This window comes from Microbacterium azadirachtae, assembly GCF_000956505.1.
GTDB classification, from domain to species: Bacteria; Actinomycetota; Actinomycetes; order Actinomycetales; family Microbacteriaceae; genus Microbacterium; species Microbacterium azadirachtae_A.
On record NZ_JYIX01000037.1, the window covers coordinates 52,200 to 66,958 of the forward strand.

At 68.0% G+C, this 14,759-nt stretch carries 18 protein-coding genes; 11 read left to right on the forward strand and 7 right to left on the reverse strand.

The window, feature by feature from the left end:
- Nucleotides 1-32: 32 nt before the first annotated feature.
- Together RS86_RS13045 and RS86_RS13050 are read left to right on the forward strand one after the other, a co-directional pair.
- On the forward strand, nucleotides 33-986 hold the full coding sequence (locus RS86_RS13045; RefSeq protein WP_045272699.1) for an amidohydrolase family protein: 954 nt from the start codon (nucleotides 33-35) through the stop codon (nucleotides 984-986).
- 39 nt (nucleotides 987-1,025) lie between these two features.
- On the forward strand, nucleotides 1,026-1,661 hold the full coding sequence (locus tag RS86_RS13050) for an SDR family oxidoreductase (protein WP_045272700.1): 636 nt from the start codon (nucleotides 1,026-1,028) through the stop codon (nucleotides 1,659-1,661).
- Here the strand turns inward: RS86_RS13050 and RS86_RS20995 are convergent.
- A complete protein-coding gene (locus RS86_RS20995) occupies nucleotides 1,654-2,577 on the reverse strand; it encodes an EamA family transporter (protein ID WP_082076769.1) in 924 nt (307 codons plus the stop codon). The genes RS86_RS13050 and RS86_RS20995 overlap by 8 nt on opposite strands.
- Before the next feature lie 39 nt (nucleotides 2,578-2,616).
- Here RS86_RS20995 and RS86_RS21000 point away from each other — a divergent pair, with 39 nt between their 5' ends.
- Nucleotides 2,617-3,120 carry a MarR family winged helix-turn-helix transcriptional regulator gene (locus RS86_RS21000; protein ID WP_045272701.1) on the forward strand — a complete coding sequence of 168 codons (504 nt, stop codon included), beginning with the start codon at nucleotides 2,617-2,619 and terminating at the stop codon, nucleotides 3,118-3,120.
- A 24-nt stretch (nucleotides 3,121-3,144) separates the two neighbouring features.
- On the opposite strand, the gene RS86_RS13065 is transcribed toward RS86_RS21000, so the two are convergent.
- A complete protein-coding gene (locus RS86_RS13065; RefSeq protein WP_045272702.1) occupies nucleotides 3,145-3,684 on the reverse strand; it encodes a hypothetical protein in 540 nt (179 codons plus the stop codon).
- A 51-nt stretch (nucleotides 3,685-3,735) separates the two neighbouring features.
- Nucleotides 3,736-4,383: a Pr6Pr family membrane protein gene (locus RS86_RS13070; protein ID WP_045272915.1), complete on the reverse strand. Its 648-nt coding sequence runs from the start codon at nucleotides 4,381-4,383 to the stop codon at nucleotides 3,736-3,738.
- A gap of 180 nt (nucleotides 4,384-4,563) precedes the next feature.
- Here RS86_RS13070 and RS86_RS13075 point away from each other — a divergent pair, with 180 nt between their 5' ends.
- Nucleotides 4,564-5,598, forward strand: coding sequence for a thioester domain-containing protein (locus RS86_RS13075; protein WP_045272703.1), 1,035 nt, complete (start codon nucleotides 4,564-4,566; stop codon nucleotides 5,596-5,598).
- A 124-nt stretch (nucleotides 5,599-5,722) separates the two neighbouring features.
- Nucleotides 5,723-7,555 carry an RNA polymerase sigma factor gene (locus tag RS86_RS13080; protein WP_045272704.1) on the forward strand — a complete coding sequence of 611 codons (1,833 nt, stop codon included), beginning with the start codon at nucleotides 5,723-5,725 and terminating at the stop codon, nucleotides 7,553-7,555.
- A 496-nt stretch (nucleotides 7,556-8,051) separates the two neighbouring features.
- On the opposite strand, the gene RS86_RS13085 is transcribed toward RS86_RS13080, so the two are convergent.
- The gene (locus RS86_RS13085; protein ID WP_045272705.1) at nucleotides 8,052-9,218 is read right to left on the reverse strand and encodes a sensor histidine kinase; all 1,167 of its coding nucleotides are present in this window, start codon (nucleotides 9,216-9,218) and stop codon (nucleotides 8,052-8,054) included.
- Between the two features lie 322 nt (nucleotides 9,219-9,540).
- On the opposite strand from RS86_RS13085, the gene RS86_RS13090 reads away from it, so the two are divergent.
- The 6 genes from RS86_RS13090 (at nucleotide 9,541) to RS86_RS13110 (ending at nucleotide 11,754) form a co-directional block, all read left to right on the forward strand.
- Nucleotides 9,541-10,197, forward strand: a complete 657-nt coding sequence (locus RS86_RS13090; protein ID WP_200892810.1) for a response regulator — start codon at nucleotides 9,541-9,543, stop codon at nucleotides 10,195-10,197.
- A gap of 191 nt (nucleotides 10,198-10,388) precedes the next feature.
- Entirely contained in the window at nucleotides 10,389-10,628 is a 240-nt protein-coding gene (locus RS86_RS13095) for a hypothetical protein (RefSeq protein WP_045272706.1), read from the forward strand.
- Entirely contained in the window at nucleotides 10,625-10,909 is a 285-nt protein-coding gene (locus RS86_RS13100) for a hypothetical protein (RefSeq protein WP_152642174.1), read from the forward strand. Before RS86_RS13095 ends, RS86_RS13100 begins: the two co-directional genes overlap by 4 nt.
- A complete protein-coding gene (locus RS86_RS20650) occupies nucleotides 10,906-11,058 on the forward strand; it encodes a hypothetical protein (RefSeq protein ID WP_160299694.1) in 153 nt (50 codons plus the stop codon). Before RS86_RS13100 ends, RS86_RS20650 begins: the two co-directional genes overlap by 4 nt.
- Nucleotides 11,059-11,137: 79 nt before the next feature.
- Complete coding sequence (locus RS86_RS13105; RefSeq protein ID WP_045272708.1) at nucleotides 11,138-11,353, forward strand: type II toxin-antitoxin system VapB family antitoxin; 216 nt, start codon at nucleotides 11,138-11,140, stop codon at nucleotides 11,351-11,353.
- On the forward strand, nucleotides 11,350-11,754 hold the full coding sequence (locus tag RS86_RS13110) for a PIN domain-containing protein (RefSeq protein WP_045272709.1): 405 nt from the start codon (nucleotides 11,350-11,352) through the stop codon (nucleotides 11,752-11,754). Before RS86_RS13105 ends, RS86_RS13110 begins: the two co-directional genes overlap by 4 nt.
- 138 nt (nucleotides 11,755-11,892) lie before the next feature.
- Here RS86_RS13110 and RS86_RS13115 read toward each other — a convergent pair whose 3' ends face one another.
- The 3 genes from RS86_RS13115 to RS86_RS13125 all read right to left on the reverse strand — a co-directional run bounded on the left by RS86_RS13115 (nucleotide 11,893) and on the right by RS86_RS13125 (nucleotide 14,738).
- Nucleotides 11,893-12,726, reverse strand: coding sequence for an SDR family NAD(P)-dependent oxidoreductase (locus tag RS86_RS13115; protein ID WP_052680258.1), 834 nt, complete (start codon nucleotides 12,724-12,726; stop codon nucleotides 11,893-11,895).
- Nucleotides 12,727-12,782: 56 nt separating this feature from the next.
- Nucleotides 12,783-14,201, reverse strand: a complete 1,419-nt coding sequence (locus tag RS86_RS13120; RefSeq protein ID WP_052680259.1) for a nucleobase:cation symporter-2 family protein — start codon at nucleotides 14,199-14,201, stop codon at nucleotides 12,783-12,785.
- Nucleotides 14,202-14,306: 105 nt separating this feature from the next.
- Nucleotides 14,307-14,738 (reverse strand): cupin domain-containing protein, encoded by a 432-nt coding sequence (locus tag RS86_RS13125; RefSeq protein WP_045272710.1) that lies wholly within the window; start codon nucleotides 14,736-14,738, stop codon nucleotides 14,307-14,309.
- Between the last annotated feature and the right edge of the window lie 21 nt (nucleotides 14,739-14,759).

Here is a 14,759-nt window from a genome sequence, read left to right on the forward strand (position 1 = left end):
CGCGCTCGCCGCGGCGGCATAGGCTGACCGTGATGTCCGCCTCCGCCGAGTCGCTCTCCGATGCCGCCGTCCCCGCGTGGCTGCGGGAGCGGGGCGTGCCGGGGATCGTGGATCTGCACGTGCACTTCATGCCGGATCGGGTGCAGCAGAAGGTGTGGGGCTTCTTCGACCGCGTGGCCGAGCGCGGTGCGCCGGCGTGGCCGATCCGCTATCGCGGCACGGACGAGGAGCGCGTCGCGCAGCTGCGTGCGATCGGGGTGAGCCGGTTCACGACGCTGAGCTACGCGCATCGTCCTGGCATGGCGCAGTGGCTCAACGACTATGCGGCGGAGTTCGCGGCGGCGTATCCGGACGCGATCTCCTCGGCGACGTTCTACCCGGAGCCTGGTGCGGGACAGATCGCGGAGCGCGCCCTGGACCGGGGTGCGAAAGTGTTCAAGATCCACGTGCAGGTCGGCGACTTCTCGCCCCTGGACCCGCTCTTGACCGAGGCGTGGGAACGGGTCGCGGCGGCGGCGGCTCCGGTCGTGATCCACTGCGGGAACGGGCCGCACGGCGGCAGGTACACGGGGCTCGAGCCCGTCCGCGCTCTCGTCGAGCGGCATCCTTCTCTCGTGCTGGTCATCGCGCATGCCGGGCTTCCCGACTATCTCGGGTTCGCCGAGCTGGCTGCGCGGCATCCGAACGTCTACCTCGACACGACGATGGTCGGCACGTCCTACATGCAGCGGATCGCGCCGCTGCCGCCCGGCTACGCCGAGAGGCTCGCCGTCCTCGGCCCCAAGGTCGTGCTCGGCACCGACTTCCCCTCGATCCCGTACCCCTACGCGCATCAGCTCGAGGTGCTCGACGGCTGGGGTCTGGGCGATCCCTGGCTGGCCGACGTCCTCTGGAACACCCCGCGGCGGCTGCTGCGGATCGACGGACCGGGACCGCTCGGGGAGGCGATTCCTGATTCGTGGGACATCCGTGGCGACAGGGAGTAGCCTCGCCGAGGCATGCTCTGAACGGAGAAGGAGATCGCGATGACGAATGTCCTGATTCTCGGCGCCGGCGGGCAGATCGCTCGATGGGTCGTCGATGGAGCGGCGGGCGACCCATCGATCACGCAGACGCTGCTCGTGCGCGATCCGGCGCGATTGCGATCGCGTCCTGCCGGGGCCCGCGTCGTCACGGGCGACGTGCGCGACACGGAGGCGCTGAGCGCCACGATGGCCGGGCAGGATCTCGTGTACGCGAATCTCACCGGCGACGACATGGGCGAACAGGCGCGCAGCGTGATCGCGGCCATGCATGCGTCCGGCGTGAAGCGGCTGATCTTCGTGCTCGCGCTGGGCATCTACGACGAGGTACCCGGCGCGTTCGGCGCATGGAACCGTCAGGCGATCGGATCCGCTCTCGTGACGTTCCGCGAGGCCGCCGACGCCATCGGGGCCTCGGATCTCGCGTACACGCTTGTGCGTCCGGCCTGGCTCGACGACGCGGACGAGGTCGACTACGAGCTCACGGAGAAGGGCGAGCCGTTCAAGGGGACGGTGGTCTCGCGCAAGAGCGTCGCCGATCTGATCCTGACGATCATCCTGGACCCCACACTGCATGTCGGGTCCAGTCTTGGTATCGACAAGCCGGGCAGTGAGGGGGACCGGCCCTCGTTCATGTAGTGCCGGTGACCGATGCCGGTTCGGGAGCGGGGTTGACCGCGGCGGCGTGCGCCCTCCGGCGCCGCGCCAGGAGGCCCTCGAGCGCGAGAGGTGCGGCGATGCCGAGGAGGACCAGCGCGAGTCCCGCGAGCTGTCGTCCCTCGAGGATCTCCCCGGCCACGAGCACGCCGAGGAGCACGCCGGTCACCGGGTTGAGCAGGCCGATGAGGCCCACCGTGCCCGAGGGCAGGTGCTTCAGCGCGGCGAACCACGCGACGTTGGCGAGGGCGGTCGCGACCAGGGTGAGGTAACCGTAGGCGGCCAGGCCCGCGCCGTCGACGACGGGCGGCGGGCCCTCGACGACGATCGCGAACGGGATGAGCGCGAGGCCGCCGAAGACGAGCTGCCAGGCGGTGGAGGGCAGGATCCCGACCTCCCCGTTCCAGCGCTTGGCGAGGATGAATCCGACCGACGACATGGCCATCGCGGCGATCGAGGCGATCACGCCCCTCGGATCGACGGCGGTCGCGGTGCCGAGCAGCATGAGCGCGACACCGCCGATGCCGACGAAGGCGCCGAGCATTCGCAGGATCCCCGGACGCTCGCGCAGGATCGCCCACGCGGCGACCGCGATCGCGACGGAGGAGGTGGCCATGATCGTCGACGCGATGCTCGTCGGCAGCAGCTGCGCCGCGGCATAGACGAGTACGAAGAACGCGCCGACGTTGAGGGTTCCGAGAATGGCGGACTTCCACCACCAGGAGCCTCGGGGGAGGCGCCGGACCAGCGCGAGGAGCACGAGCCCAGCGGGCAGAGCGCGGATGGCCGCGCCCCAGACGGGGGCGTCCGGGAGCCACTCGCGCGTGACGAAGTAGGTGCTGCCCCAGGCGATCGGCGCGATCATCGCGACGGCGAGCCATCTCCGATTAGTTTCCATGGAAGACACTATAGCTTCCTCGGAAGATATAGTGAAGGGGTGACGGACATCGAAGATCAGGTGACGCGGATCCAGCAGGCGTGGCGGAGGGAGCGTCCGGACCTCGACGTGACCCCGATCGGCACGATCGGACGGCTGCACCGGCTGGCATTGGCGCTGACCGAGGAGCTCGTCGCGGTCTACCGTGCGCACGGACTGTCCGAGGGGGACTTCGACGTGATGGCGGCGCTGCGCCGTTCGGGGGATCCCTACGAGGCCAGCCCCACGGATCTCGCCGCCTCGACGATGATCACGAGCGGCGGGATGTCCAAGCGCATCGACAGACTCGAAGGAGCGGGACTCGTCACCCGCCGCGTCGGATCCGGCGACGCGCGAGGCCGCGTCATCGCCCTGACGGCGGAAGGCAAGGCATTGATCGATGCGGCTTTCGCCGATCATGTCGCGAACGAGCAGCGGCTGCTGGCGATGGTGCCCTCGTCGGAGCGGGCGGCGCTGGAGGCGACTCTGGCGGGGTGGCTCGCGCACTTCGAAGCGCGCGACTGACGCCGGCCTTCGGAGTGCTGCGGCTCAGCCGAGGCACTCCTGAGACTGCTCGGTGATGATCCAGTCGCCCGCGGGCCGCGTCATCACCACGGTGCCGCAGCTGCCCGTCGCGAGGTAGGTGACGAAGAGCGTCGCGTCGGTCGCGGTCTCCTGCTGCACGGAGATGTCGACCGATGCATCCTGATTCAGCGCTCGATAGAGCTCCGCCGAGACGGCGATCAGCTCGTCGCAGCTCGAGACGCGGATCGGGCCGCGCTCATTGAGCTCGGCGATCATCCGCGTCGCGAGCTCGGGGGAGAGGGCTGCGCACGACGCCGCGGCGTCGGGGATGCGCGATGTGTCGAGCCAGGCGCGGAACGCGTCGGCGGCGCCCTGGCGCGAGGGCGCGGTCTGGGCTGCAGGCTCGGGATCCGTCGATTCGGCCTTCTGCATCGTGACGCCGCTGGGTGCTGCGGTGTCGTGCGGGCTGTCCTCGATCGGGTTCGCCGTGCATGCGCTCAAGAGGAGGGCTGCGGCGGCAGCGATTCCGATCAACGCCGCGACGCGTCCGTTCCGATATATCACTGTTCAACCCTCGCACGTCGAGACGGACGGCGCGAGCCACGTCGGGGGTCTTCAGTCTGTGTTCACCGCAGGTCGGACCAGACCGGGAAGTCGGCTCGCCCCCCAGACGAGCGATCCCGCCGCGCCCAGGACGGCCAGCAGCGCGAACCCCGTCAGCGCGATCGTGCCGGCGCCGCGCTCGGGCAGGAGGAATCCGTAGGGCACCCATCCATCCGTGGCACCCCGCACGAGGACCACCACGAGCCAGAGCACGGGGTAGGGAGCCAGGATCCACAGACGGGACCACCGCATCGGCCCGCGGTCGCCGATCAGCAGCCAGTCCAGCGCCAGGAGTATGGGGAACACGATGTGCAGAGTGAGGCTCACCCAGGGCGGAGCGGATCCGGTCCCCGGAACCAGCCCGTTGTAGATCACCGCCACCAGCAGCATGCACGCGGTCGCGACTGCACGAGCCTCGACCAGCCAGCCCGGCACCGCTCGGCCGGCCATGCAGCGAGCCCCCACCAGGATCAGGACGACGGCGGTGAGCAGGCTCGTCAGATTCGTGAAGAAGCCGAAGTAGTCGAACGGGTTGAGCCCGTTGACGGCTCCGCCCTGGAAGAAGGTGAGGAACAGGATCGCGATCACCGAGGCGCCCCCGATGAGGCGCACCGCCCCGACGACTCGCGCGCGATGGGGCGGCACGGGCGTCGTCATCATGGTGCGACGATACCTGGTCCTCGCGACCGGCTTCCGGGAGGGGACGACGACCTTGCTCGAGGTGCTCGTGCCGCCGAGCAAGGTCAATTCTGTTCCTCGCGTCACCTTCGCGAGGGAACGAACTCCTTCTATGAGGCAGGACGGTGGTGACTCGGCCACCGCGACAACTGGGGAGTAGATATGGAACAGCTCGGCAACGAGAGCCCGAAGAGAGCTCTTTCGCGGCGCACGGTCGTCAAGGGGGCGGCGTGGTCGCTGCCGGTCATCGCGGCAGCGGTGGCGGTGCCCGCGTACGCGGCATCGACCAGCGTCGTCATCGATCCGGAGGGCCAGCCGGTGCCGACCGGCGTCTGCACGCCGCTGGGCGTCATCAGCTTCAAGATCACCAACAACGGCGCGCCGGTCGCCGGCCAGGCGATCATCGTCACGCTGCCGCCGGCGGCGCCGTCCGGTCAGTCCTCGTTCCACTGGGACGACAACTCCACCGCACCGAAGACCTTCACGTCGGATGCGAACGGCATCGTCGACCTCACGAACCGCATCGTGACGAGCTCCACGCCCGGCACCTACACGGTCCTCGGGCAGGTCGCCCCGAACGGCGCGACCTCGAGTATCCAGGTCATGGTCTCCGGCGTGTGGATCGGCGCGTCCCAGGGCTACGTCGGCACCGGGATGCACGCGGTCTACAAGAACACGCCCGCGAACCCGGGCAACCCTGGTACGCCGGACTACTACTCGTACTGCGTCGAGCACAACGTGACGGCGAAGCCGAACATGGCGGCGACGACGGGGGACCTCACCACATTCCTGGGTGCCAACTACCTCACCGGGAGCGCCGACATCTACAGCAAGGTGCTCTGGATCATCCAGAACAGCTACCCGGGGGTCACCCTCGGCGCGTTGACCGCGGCCGTCGCCGCCAACGCTGCTGCCGCCGGACGCCCCTTCACGACGCCACTCAGCGCGAACGACGCGATCGAGGCGACCCAGTACGCGATCTGGCGCTACACGGACTTGACGTTCGATGCGAACTGGAGCTTCGAGACGCCCAACTCCGCGGCCGTCTACTGGTACCTCATCGATCAGATCAACGCGGGCAACCGCGGTGTCCAGAGCGGGATGACCGGCCTGATCACCTCGGAGCCGACGACGGTCTGTTCCACGCCGACCGGTGGCAACCACGCGCAGTGCCAGATCCTGGTCGTGCCGGCCTGATCTAGCGCGCATCGCAACCGCGATGGCGGTGCCACCGGGAGTCTTCCTCTGGGCGGCACCGTCATCGCCGGTCGGATCCTTCCCGCTGCGAAGATCCGGATGAGCCTCGTTCCTGGGAGGGATCGTGGACGGTCGTACCGACGCCGAGCTTCTCGCCGCATTGCGCGGCGGCGACAAGTATGCGTACGCGGCGCTCTGGGAGCGGCACTCCGGTGCCGCCCAGCGCTATGCGCACCGCCTGTCCCCGTCCCGGGCGGAGGATCTGGTCTCGGAATCGTTCCTCGCGATCTACCAGCAGGTGACGACGACGGATGCAGGACCGCAGTTCGCGTTCCGGTCGTACCTGAAGACCGTGATGCGCAATGCCGCGATCCGCTGGTCCAAGGAAGCCGATCGGCTCGTCCTCACCGATGACCTCGAAGGCGTCGATGAGCGTGATGCGCTCAGCATCGCGGAGTCCGACAGCGACGCCGGTGACGTTCTCGCCGCGCTGCAGGCGCTGCCGGAAAGATGGCAGCGCGTGCTGTGGCTGGCCGAGGTCGCGGAGGCCGGGCGTCCAGAGATCGCGCGCGAGCTGAAGATCAAGCCCAACGCGGTCTCGGCTCTGCAGCGCCGTGCGCGGACGGGGCTGAAGTACCAATGGCTGACCCTCCAGGTCCCCGCGGCCCTCCGCAATGACGAATCTCATGCCGCACGGCTCTTTCCGCAATACCTGACGGAGCCCGCGAACCGCGCGGTCTCCGCCGAGGTGAACCTGCACGTCGCCGAGTGCGCAGACTGCCGTGTGCTGCTGCACGAGACGCGGGGTGCGGCTGCGCGCGTCGGCGGTGGCACGCTCGCGGTGCTGCTGGGCACCGCGGGGATCGGCGCGGCCACGGCGACGCTGTCGTCGGCGACGACGGCCACCGCGCTCGCTGTGGTGGCCGGCGCCGGAGCCGTGGCCTGGGTGGTCGGCGGGGGAGTTGCCGCCGTCACCGCGGGCGGCCTCGTCATCACGTCGTTCTTCACCGTGGGTCCTGCGGAAGCCGTGCCGAAGCCGGCACACGTGCAGACGGCGCCGGCTGCCCCGCAGGCTTCTGCTCCTTTCGTTCCTGGTCCCTCCGCCGCGCCTCCGGAGCCCGTCGAACCGGTCGAGCCGGAGGTCGCGTCGGGGCAGATCGATCCCGCCGATCAGGCCATCGGTCTGACCGACGATCCTGCGCACTTCATGCCGGGGTACCAGCCGCGCCCGGCTCCCGCGAGCGGCGTGCCGGACCCCGCGCCCGCGTCGGGACCGGGTACCCCCTCCGAGCCGACCTCGACGCCGACGCCGACGCCATCGCCGTCGCCCGGCCCAGGAAACTCGACGCCGTCCCCCGGCGTCACCAGCCCGATGGCCTCGTCCGCCTACATCTCCCCTGTCATCACCGGCAAGACGGCACCGGGCACCCAGGTCGCCGTCCAGCTCGCCACGCGGCGCTACAGTCCGACCGTCGCGCCAGACGGCTCCTGGGCCTTCGACAGCCGAGGACTCGAGCTCGGTGCCGGATCGTACGCCTACCAGGTCTGGGCCTACACCGATGCGTCGTCATCCCCGGCCGTCGACGGCACGTTCACGGTGCTCCCGCTCGAGGTCTCCGGATTCGAGAACGTCACCGGATCCGAGGACCTGGCGGTGACCGAGGCGAAGACCACAGGACTCGTCGTGGAGTTCAGAGGCCCGCCCAAGGGTGTCGTCTATGTACAGACCATGGAGGGCAACACCGGCCTCGTCGCGCTCGACGACAACGGCTATGCGAAGCGGCGACTGCTGATGAACTCGTACGGCTGGTACTGGTTCACGATGAGCTACTTCGACCCGGACGGCTATTGGGGTCCGCTCTGGGAGCACAACCTCGATGTCTATGATCCCGTCGCCGTCTACGACCCGATGGGTCCTGCCCCGGAGGACATGACCTTCTCCTTCGTCGTCCCCTGATCCCGTGACCTGCGATCGAGCGCGCGAGTCGGCGCAGCCTGACCGAGCCCCCAAGCCCCGGCCGACGTGCTCGCCCAGCCGCTTCCCGTCGCGGGAGGCTGCACCGACAGGATCAGCGGGGTCGGGGGAGGACTCCGCATCTCCTATAGACAAAGGAGTGCCTGAGGACGAAAAAGTGACGCGGCGGACGACGCTCACATGGATGCGGGGAGGAGCAGAACGCTCCTCCCCGCATGTCCTCCAGTCGGTCCAGGCCGTCCTTCGGCTCGGCCGCAATGGGGTGGCGGCGAGCACGAAGTCCGGGTGGGGACTCGATGAGCGTGAGACCTGGGACGACGGCTGCGTTACCCCCGAAGCCGCCTGGAAGTCTGGCGTGAAGCCCTTCGCTCATCGGCCCGCCCATACTGTCAAGGTGCTCCCGCTGCGGGAATGGCCAAACGTCTAGAGATCACTGGACTTCTGGCCAGGACGCGCCGTCGCGAGGAGCGCCGTCTCCTCAGACGAGAGGGAACTGCACCTCGAGGACCCACGCCTTGTGCACGGAACCGACGGTGAGCTCGCCACCGAGTTGGTGTGCCCGCGCTGTCATCCGCATGATGCCGTAGCCACCGGACGGGAGCACATCTCGTGCGGCCTTCGTCGCCAGCGGGCTCCGCACGGACATCCGCACGGTGCCGGATGTGACTCGCACGGTGATCTCGACCGCCTCTCGGCCGCCGTGCTTGAGCACGTTGGTGATCGACTCGCGCGCGATGCGGGCGAGTGCCGCGTCGATGACGCGGGGAACCCGGGGGTCCGCGGCGTTCCCATCGAGGAGGAGCGTCGCCCCCACGCCGTGCAGCTCCGATCGCGCGCTCTCGAGGGCGTCGGCCAGGCTCTCACGAGGCGCCTCGGCCAGCACTGCGGGGCCCTTCGCCTGTTCGACGACCCGGCGCAGATCGCCGAGGGCCTTGTGCGCGGCATCGCGGATCGTCTGCTGGGACTGTTCGCGGAGCTCCTCGTCGATGGGCTGCTCCAAGACCCGGGTGTACATCGCGATGACGGTGAGGTCGTGGGCGATGACGTCGTGCAGTTCGTCTGCGATCCTCTGCCGCTCGGCGAAGGCGGCCTCCTGTTCGGCCAGATGCTGCGCGCGCAGGCTCTCCTGGAGGCGCCGCTCGCGCGCGGAACCCACGGTGAGCAGATAGCCGACTGCTCCCGAGACCGTCGCGACGACGAGTGCTGCGGCGACGTTGGTCAGCGTCAGGCCCGGCACGGCGAAAGTCGCGGCGGCTGCGCCGGACAGCAGGAAGCCGCCGACGAAGGCCACCAGCAGCGGCCTGGTCCCGGTCCTCACGACACAGCCCATGGCGACAGCCAGCGCGACGACCGCCGCGCCCTCGTTCGCGACGGCGAAGGAGACGCACATCGCGGACAGGAGCATGACGACGGCCAGGAACGGTGACCACGCGAAGAGGGCGAACACCGCGGTGAGGGCGAGCTGGAAGATGGAGGAGACGAGATCGTCCGCGGGGGAGACGATCACGAGGACAAGACTGATGACGACGCCCGCGGAGGTCAGGGCGAGCAGCGTCAGGCGTTCGGCCGTCACGAGCGGCGTGGACGCCCCGAGCCGGAGCAGTCGAGCGATCCGATGGGCCGGTCGCGACGGTTCGGAAGACATGGCCCTCATTATCGCGGGCCGCTCTCCATGCGCCGTGAAGGTCGCAGGTGAGGCGCTGACCCACCTCGCCTGCGACACCACCACTAGTTGCAGACGCCGAACGTCTTGCAGAGCCAGTCCCAGATTCCGGTGTAGGTCGAGACGATGAACATGGCGCACTTCCTTCGCAGATTTGAGCCGGGCGTCGGGTCGCTCGGTCGGGTGTCTGCATGCTGGATCCGTGTGGGAAGTGCGCACATTGGACCATTGGCCAGCCCTGCCCAGACTTCTGGCCAGTCCTTTTCTGACCTTCGGTGAGCACGCGCGCGCGTAGTCTCGGAGGATGACCTCGACGACCGCGTTGATCGCCGATGACGATCCGTTGGTGCGGCGCGCTCTCGCCGTGTTCCTGACGACCGCCGGCATCGAGGTCGTGGAGGAATCTCCGGACGGCGCTCACGCGATCGCGGCCGCTCGGCGCCTGCGCCCGGACGTCGCTCTGGTGGACGTGCAGATGCCGGGCGTCGACGGCGTCGCGGCCACCGCAGGGATCATCGAGCACTCGCCGGACACGAAGGTCCTGGCGATCACGACATTCGGGTCGATCGAGTCGATCATGCCGATGCTCCGCGCGGGAGCCTCCGGTTACCTGCTCAAGGACACCGACCCCGAGGACATCGTCGCCGCCGTGCACGGAGTGCTCGCAGGCAACGGCGTCTTGTCTCCGCGGGTCACCACCCGGCTCATCGCCTCGATCCGCGAAGTCTCGACGCCGGCCGTCGAACCGCTCGCGGAGTTCGAGGTGCTCTCAGACCGGGAGATCGAAGTGGTCCGGCTTCTCGCCGCGGGCCTCTCCAACGCGGAGATCGCCCTGGAGATGCACGTCTCCGAGGGGACCGTCAAGGCCCACCTCGGCAACATCATCGCGAAGTGGGGCGTCCGTGATCGCGTTCAGGTGCTGATCCGCGCCGCTCGTTCCGGGCTCGTCTCGTTCACCTGAGCGCCCGGCCATCCGTCTCATCGGTCTGGACAATCGTCTAGCGATGTCTGCACCTTCGTCCTAACGCCTGGTGCCGCGCGCTGGCGACGATGAATGCAGGCGCGTTCCCGTTCGCGCCATGTCTGCACGTCTTGACGAGACCGGCACCTGATCGAGTGTCGTGAGACCCTGCCGCCACGAGGAGATGACAGATGACCGACCCTCGACACCAACTGAAGTCGGCGACGTTCGCCGCGATCGGTCTCACGGCTGTGCTCGTCCTCACCGGGACAGCCATGACCGCGTATGCGCTCGTCGGACTGGAGCGCGGCTCCAGCCTGTTCACCGCGACACTCTTGTGGGCGCAGGTGTTCCTCATGGCCGGCGCCGTCATCGGCGTGGGCGCCGTGTTCCTGAAGCTGATGTGGCCGGCGGCGAGTCCCGCGGCATGATCGCCGCTCTGAGAAGGATCCGTCTGGCCTGCGGGCTGATCGCGGTCGGAGGTTTCGCGGTCATCGGAGCGAGCCGTCTGATGGCGATGCTCGCGCATATGCCGGGCCCCGGGTTCCTGGGCGCCGCGGAGCCCGCCGTCTTCATCGTCGCGTGCACGCTGGTCGTGGCCGCGGTGATCTCGATCCCCTACCTCCGCGAGACGACACACCCCGGCGGATCCTCAGGATCCGCAGTCAGGAAGAGCCCGGTGACCCGCATCAGCGAGGACAGCCTGCGATGAGGCAGCTGTCCGAGTGGTTCAGCTTCAACGGCTCGGTCTCCGTGCCGGTGACGTGGCAGGGGTGGGCGACGCTCGGCATCGCCATCGCGGCGGTCACGGGCGCGGCCTCGCTCTGCGTCCTGCTCGCGGGCGGCTCGGTCTTCCACTGAGACCGACGTCTGGCGCAGCAGCGCTCCCGGCACTGCTCGTCTATATACTGTTCTATATAGAATCGGCGAAGGAGGAACCATGGCAGTCACATCCATCGACATCAACCCTGACGAGTTGAAGCAGGCCAAGGAGCTCGCCGGCACATCTACCAACCGCGAGACTGTCGATCTCGCACTGCGCACGCTCATCGCTGTTCGTCGCCAGCCTGCCGCCGTCGAGCGCATCATCGGCCGCACGTTCGCCCCGGAGCAGATCGACGCTCCCACGATCGCACCGGCTGCCGCGCGTACGTGACGACGTACCTCGTCGACAACAGCGTCTGGCAGAGGGCGGGCTCGAGCAGAGCGATCGCCGACAAACTGCGATCGCTCTCTCCGAACCACCTCATCATCACCTGCCCGCCGCAGGTGCTCGAGTACTGCCATTCCGCGCGGGATCCTCACGAATACGCGGAGCTCCGGGAAGACATGGACGAGCTCCTGCCGGCGTGGGAGCACCCCAATGAGCAGGAGGTGCTCGACATTCAGCAGGCGCTCTGGGAGAGGGGACTCGTGCGCGCGGCCGCGGCGTTCGACTGCCTGATCGCCGCGTACGCCGTCGCCAACGATGCGGTGATCCTGAACTCCGATCACGACTTCGGATACATCGCGCTCGCGACCGACGGAAGAGTCCGGCAGGAGTACGTCCCGGCCTGATGGCCCCGAGAGCCGCCCAGAATCCCGGACGGCTCTCTGCTGCTCTGGCATCGTCAACTCGACTCGAAGGCCATCGACCCGATCGCGCTCGCGCCGTTCAGCTGGTCACGCGTATCCGGGTCGCTTGGCCGGGCGAGCTCAATACGGAGTTCCGCCGCCGTCGACATTGATCGCCTGCCCGCGGATCGCGAATGCGTCCTCCGAGAGGAGGAAGGAGACCGTGCGGGCGACTTCGGCGAGGTCGAGGTGCCGTCCGACCTGTTCGGTGATCATCGCGTCGAAGATGTCGCCCGCCGTTTCGTGGATGCGGTCCGAGTACGCGTCGGCCACCTCGCGCAGCATGGCGGTGGGCATGCCGCCCGGGCACACGCAGTTGATGTTGATGTCGGCGTAGGCGAGCGCGGCCGACATCATGCGTGTCTCGTTGATGAGCGCGGCCTTGCTGGCGCTGTATGCGAGGGATTGGGCGTGGCCGATCTTGCCGGCTTCTGAGGCGACGTTGACGATCGCCCCGGGGCGCTCTTCGCTGATGAGGTGCTCGGCCACCAGCCGGGAGAGCTCGTAGGGTCCGATCACGTTGACCGCGAACTGCGCATCCCAGTCGCTTCTGGGCACCTGCAGCGGATCGGAGTGTCGAACGATGCCGGCGACGTTCGCCAGTGCATCGATGCCGTCGAACTTCCGGAGAGCGGCGGCGGCAGCCTTCGCGACGTTCTCGGCGGAGCTCATGTCGACGGCCACGGCGGCGACCCCTCGATCTGCACCTCCGAGCTCCTGGGCCGCGGCGAAGATCGCGTCCTCGCGGATATCCATGAGCACGACCTTCGCTCCTTGCGCGAGCAGCAGCTCCGCGACGGCCCGGCCGAGTCCCTGGGCCGCTCCGGTGACGATGATCCGCTTTCCTTCGTGGACCGGGAACACCGGAGGGCGGCGGATGGGCAGGGTGCGGGTTTCGGTGGTCTTGATGTGCATGCGTGTCTTTCCTGACGTCGTTGTTGCGTCCAGCGCGACGGTTGAGAGTCGCTGGTCTATCGGGCGGTGGTCGCCTCAGGCGTTTCGATGGCCGGTGAGGACGTCTCGTCTCCGTTCTTTCGTGTCAGTCCGTTGAACGCGAGGTTCAGCAGGACTGCGACGACGGCGGTGACCACGATGCCGCTCTGCAGCACCATCTGGAGACCGGAGGGAAGATGCTGGAAGATCTGCGGATGGGCCGTGGGGATGATTCCGGCGGCGAGACTGAGTGCGACGACGATGAGGTTCCGGTCCTGGCTGAGGTCGACCTTGCCGAGCGTCTGGATGCCGATTGTGGCGATGATGCCGAACAGCGTCAGCAGCGCGGCTCCGACGGTCGCCGATGGCAGCACGGAGACCACCGCTGCCAGCTTGGGCAGGCAGCTGAGCAGGATCATCAGCACCCCGGCGGTGGCGACCACCCAGCGACTCTTCATGTTGCTGGCGCGGACAAGGCCGACGTTGCCGTTGAACGTGGTCGGCGGGACGGCACTGAAGATGCCGCCGAGAACAGCAGCGATGCCTTCGGCGAAGATGCCATTGCGGATCTCCTTGTTGGTCGGCGGGCGGCCGATGATCTCGCCCATCGCGAAGTAGCTGGAGGTGCATTCGACCCCGACCACCAGGATCGCGATGGTCATCGCCACGATCGCGCTGAAGTTGAACGTCGGGACTCCGAAATGGAACGGAAGCACGAGATTGAACCAGCTCGCCTCGGCGACAGGAGCGAAGTCCACGATGCCGAAGGCGACGCCGACGATCAAGCCGACGATCAGGCCGAGAAGGATGGCCATGCTCTTCAGCAGGCCGCGACCGAATCTGTAGAGCAGGATGATCGTCGCGAACGTCGCACCGGCGATCGTGAGGTTGGCAGTGTCGCCGAAGGACTTCGCGGTCGGGTCGCCGCCTCCCACGAGGCCGACCATGATTGGCAGCAGCGAGAAGCCGACCATCGCGATCACCGAGCCCACCACGATCGGGGGGAAGAGCCGCATCAGCCATCCGTAGAGCGGTGCCGCCGCGACAAGGACCAGCCCGGCGATGATCGATGCGCCGAATACGGCGAGCAGCCCCACGGTGCCGCCACCATTTGCGTTGCCGATGGCGATCGTCGGCCCGATCACGACGGCCGAGCCGCCGAGGACCAAAGGCTTGCGGATACCCACCTTCCAGATGCCGACGGACTGGATGATCGTCGCGATGCCGCCGGCCAGGATCGTGCCTCCGAGGAGGACGACGGTGTCGGACTGACTCAGGTGAATACCGGCTGCGATGATGATGGGCAACACGAGCACCGTCGCATAGAAGGTGAGCAGATGCTGGATGCTGTAGAGCGCGAGTCTGCCGAACTTCGGAACCTCGTTGACTGCGGCATCGGGGTCGTGCGGAGGGGAAGCGGCGGGCTCGGTCAGAGGGGCAGTGGTTCGATCGACCATGATCGTCTCCATCGGGTTTGGTGACTGCGCGACGGTGCGCAGGTCGGGAGCTTGGATGTTGAGGGGCTCGCTCGGGCGGGTCGAGCCCCTCATTCGTTTCGGGTACTAGTGGGTGTTGTTCGCCTGTGCCCAGACAGGCGCCGTGCCGGGTGCGAGCTCCGTGAAGTCGGGCAGCCCGCGCAGTGCCGCTTCTTCGCCGCCAGGGGTGTAGGTGGCGATCAGACGCAGCGGCTTCCAGCCGACGTTGAAGGTGGAGTGCTGGGTGTTCTTGGGCACCCAGATGGCGTCGCCGGCTGCGATGGGGAACCCGTCATCGTCGCCGACGGTCTGGATTCCTTCGCCCTCGATGACGTACAGCACTTCGTCGGCACTTTCGTGGACGTGGGTGGCGTGGCCCTGACCGGGGTAGATGACGACTTCGCCGAGGGTGGAGGTCGCGTCGGGCACGGTCGACGGGGTCACGTGCCACTTGATCGTGCCCCAGTCGAACACGTCGGTGGGGAGGGAACGGGGGCTGCGAAGAGCTTCGATGGACATCACTGTCTCCTTGGGATTCGG

Bases quoted from the DNA above. Each gene is read 5' to 3' on its own strand.
- RS86_RS13070 (WP_045272915.1), bottom strand. From the start codon at position 4,383: ATGATGACGACGCCCGTGCCGCCCCATCGCGCGCGAGTCGTCGGGGCG.
- RS86_RS20995 (WP_082076769.1), bottom strand. From the start codon at position 2,577: ATGGAAACTAATCGGAGATGGCTCGCCGTCGCGATGATCGCGCCGATC.
- RS86_RS13095 (WP_045272706.1), top strand. From the start codon at position 10,389: ATGACCGACCCTCGACACCAACTGAAGTCGGCGACGTTCGCCGCGATC.
- RS86_RS13050 (WP_045272700.1), top strand. From the start codon at position 1,026: ATGACGAATGTCCTGATTCTCGGCGCCGGCGGGCAGATCGCTCGATGG.
- RS86_RS13045 (WP_045272699.1), top strand. From the start codon at position 33: ATGTCCGCCTCCGCCGAGTCGCTCTCCGATGCCGCCGTCCCCGCGTGG.
- RS86_RS20650 (WP_160299694.1), top strand. From the start codon at position 10,906: ATGAGGCAGCTGTCCGAGTGGTTCAGCTTCAACGGCTCGGTCTCCGTG.
- RS86_RS13090 (WP_200892810.1), top strand. From the start codon at position 9,541: ATGACCTCGACGACCGCGTTGATCGCCGATGACGATCCGTTGGTGCGG.
- RS86_RS13115 (WP_052680258.1), bottom strand. From the start codon at position 12,726: ATGCACATCAAGACCACCGAAACCCGCACCCTGCCCATCCGCCGCCCT.
- RS86_RS13085 (WP_045272705.1), bottom strand. From the start codon at position 9,218: ATGTCTTCCGAACCGTCGCGACCGGCCCATCGGATCGCTCGACTGCTC.
- RS86_RS13125 (WP_045272710.1), bottom strand. From the start codon at position 14,738: ATGTCCATCGAAGCTCTTCGCAGCCCCCGTTCCCTCCCCACCGACGTG.
- RS86_RS13100 (WP_152642174.1), top strand. From the start codon at position 10,625: ATGATCGCCGCTCTGAGAAGGATCCGTCTGGCCTGCGGGCTGATCGCG.
- RS86_RS13105 (WP_045272708.1), top strand. From the start codon at position 11,138: ATGGCAGTCACATCCATCGACATCAACCCTGACGAGTTGAAGCAGGCC.
- RS86_RS13075 (WP_045272703.1), top strand. From the start codon at position 4,564: ATGGAACAGCTCGGCAACGAGAGCCCGAAGAGAGCTCTTTCGCGGCGC.
- RS86_RS13120 (WP_052680259.1), bottom strand. From the start codon at position 14,201: ATGGTCGATCGAACCACTGCCCCTCTGACCGAGCCCGCCGCTTCCCCT.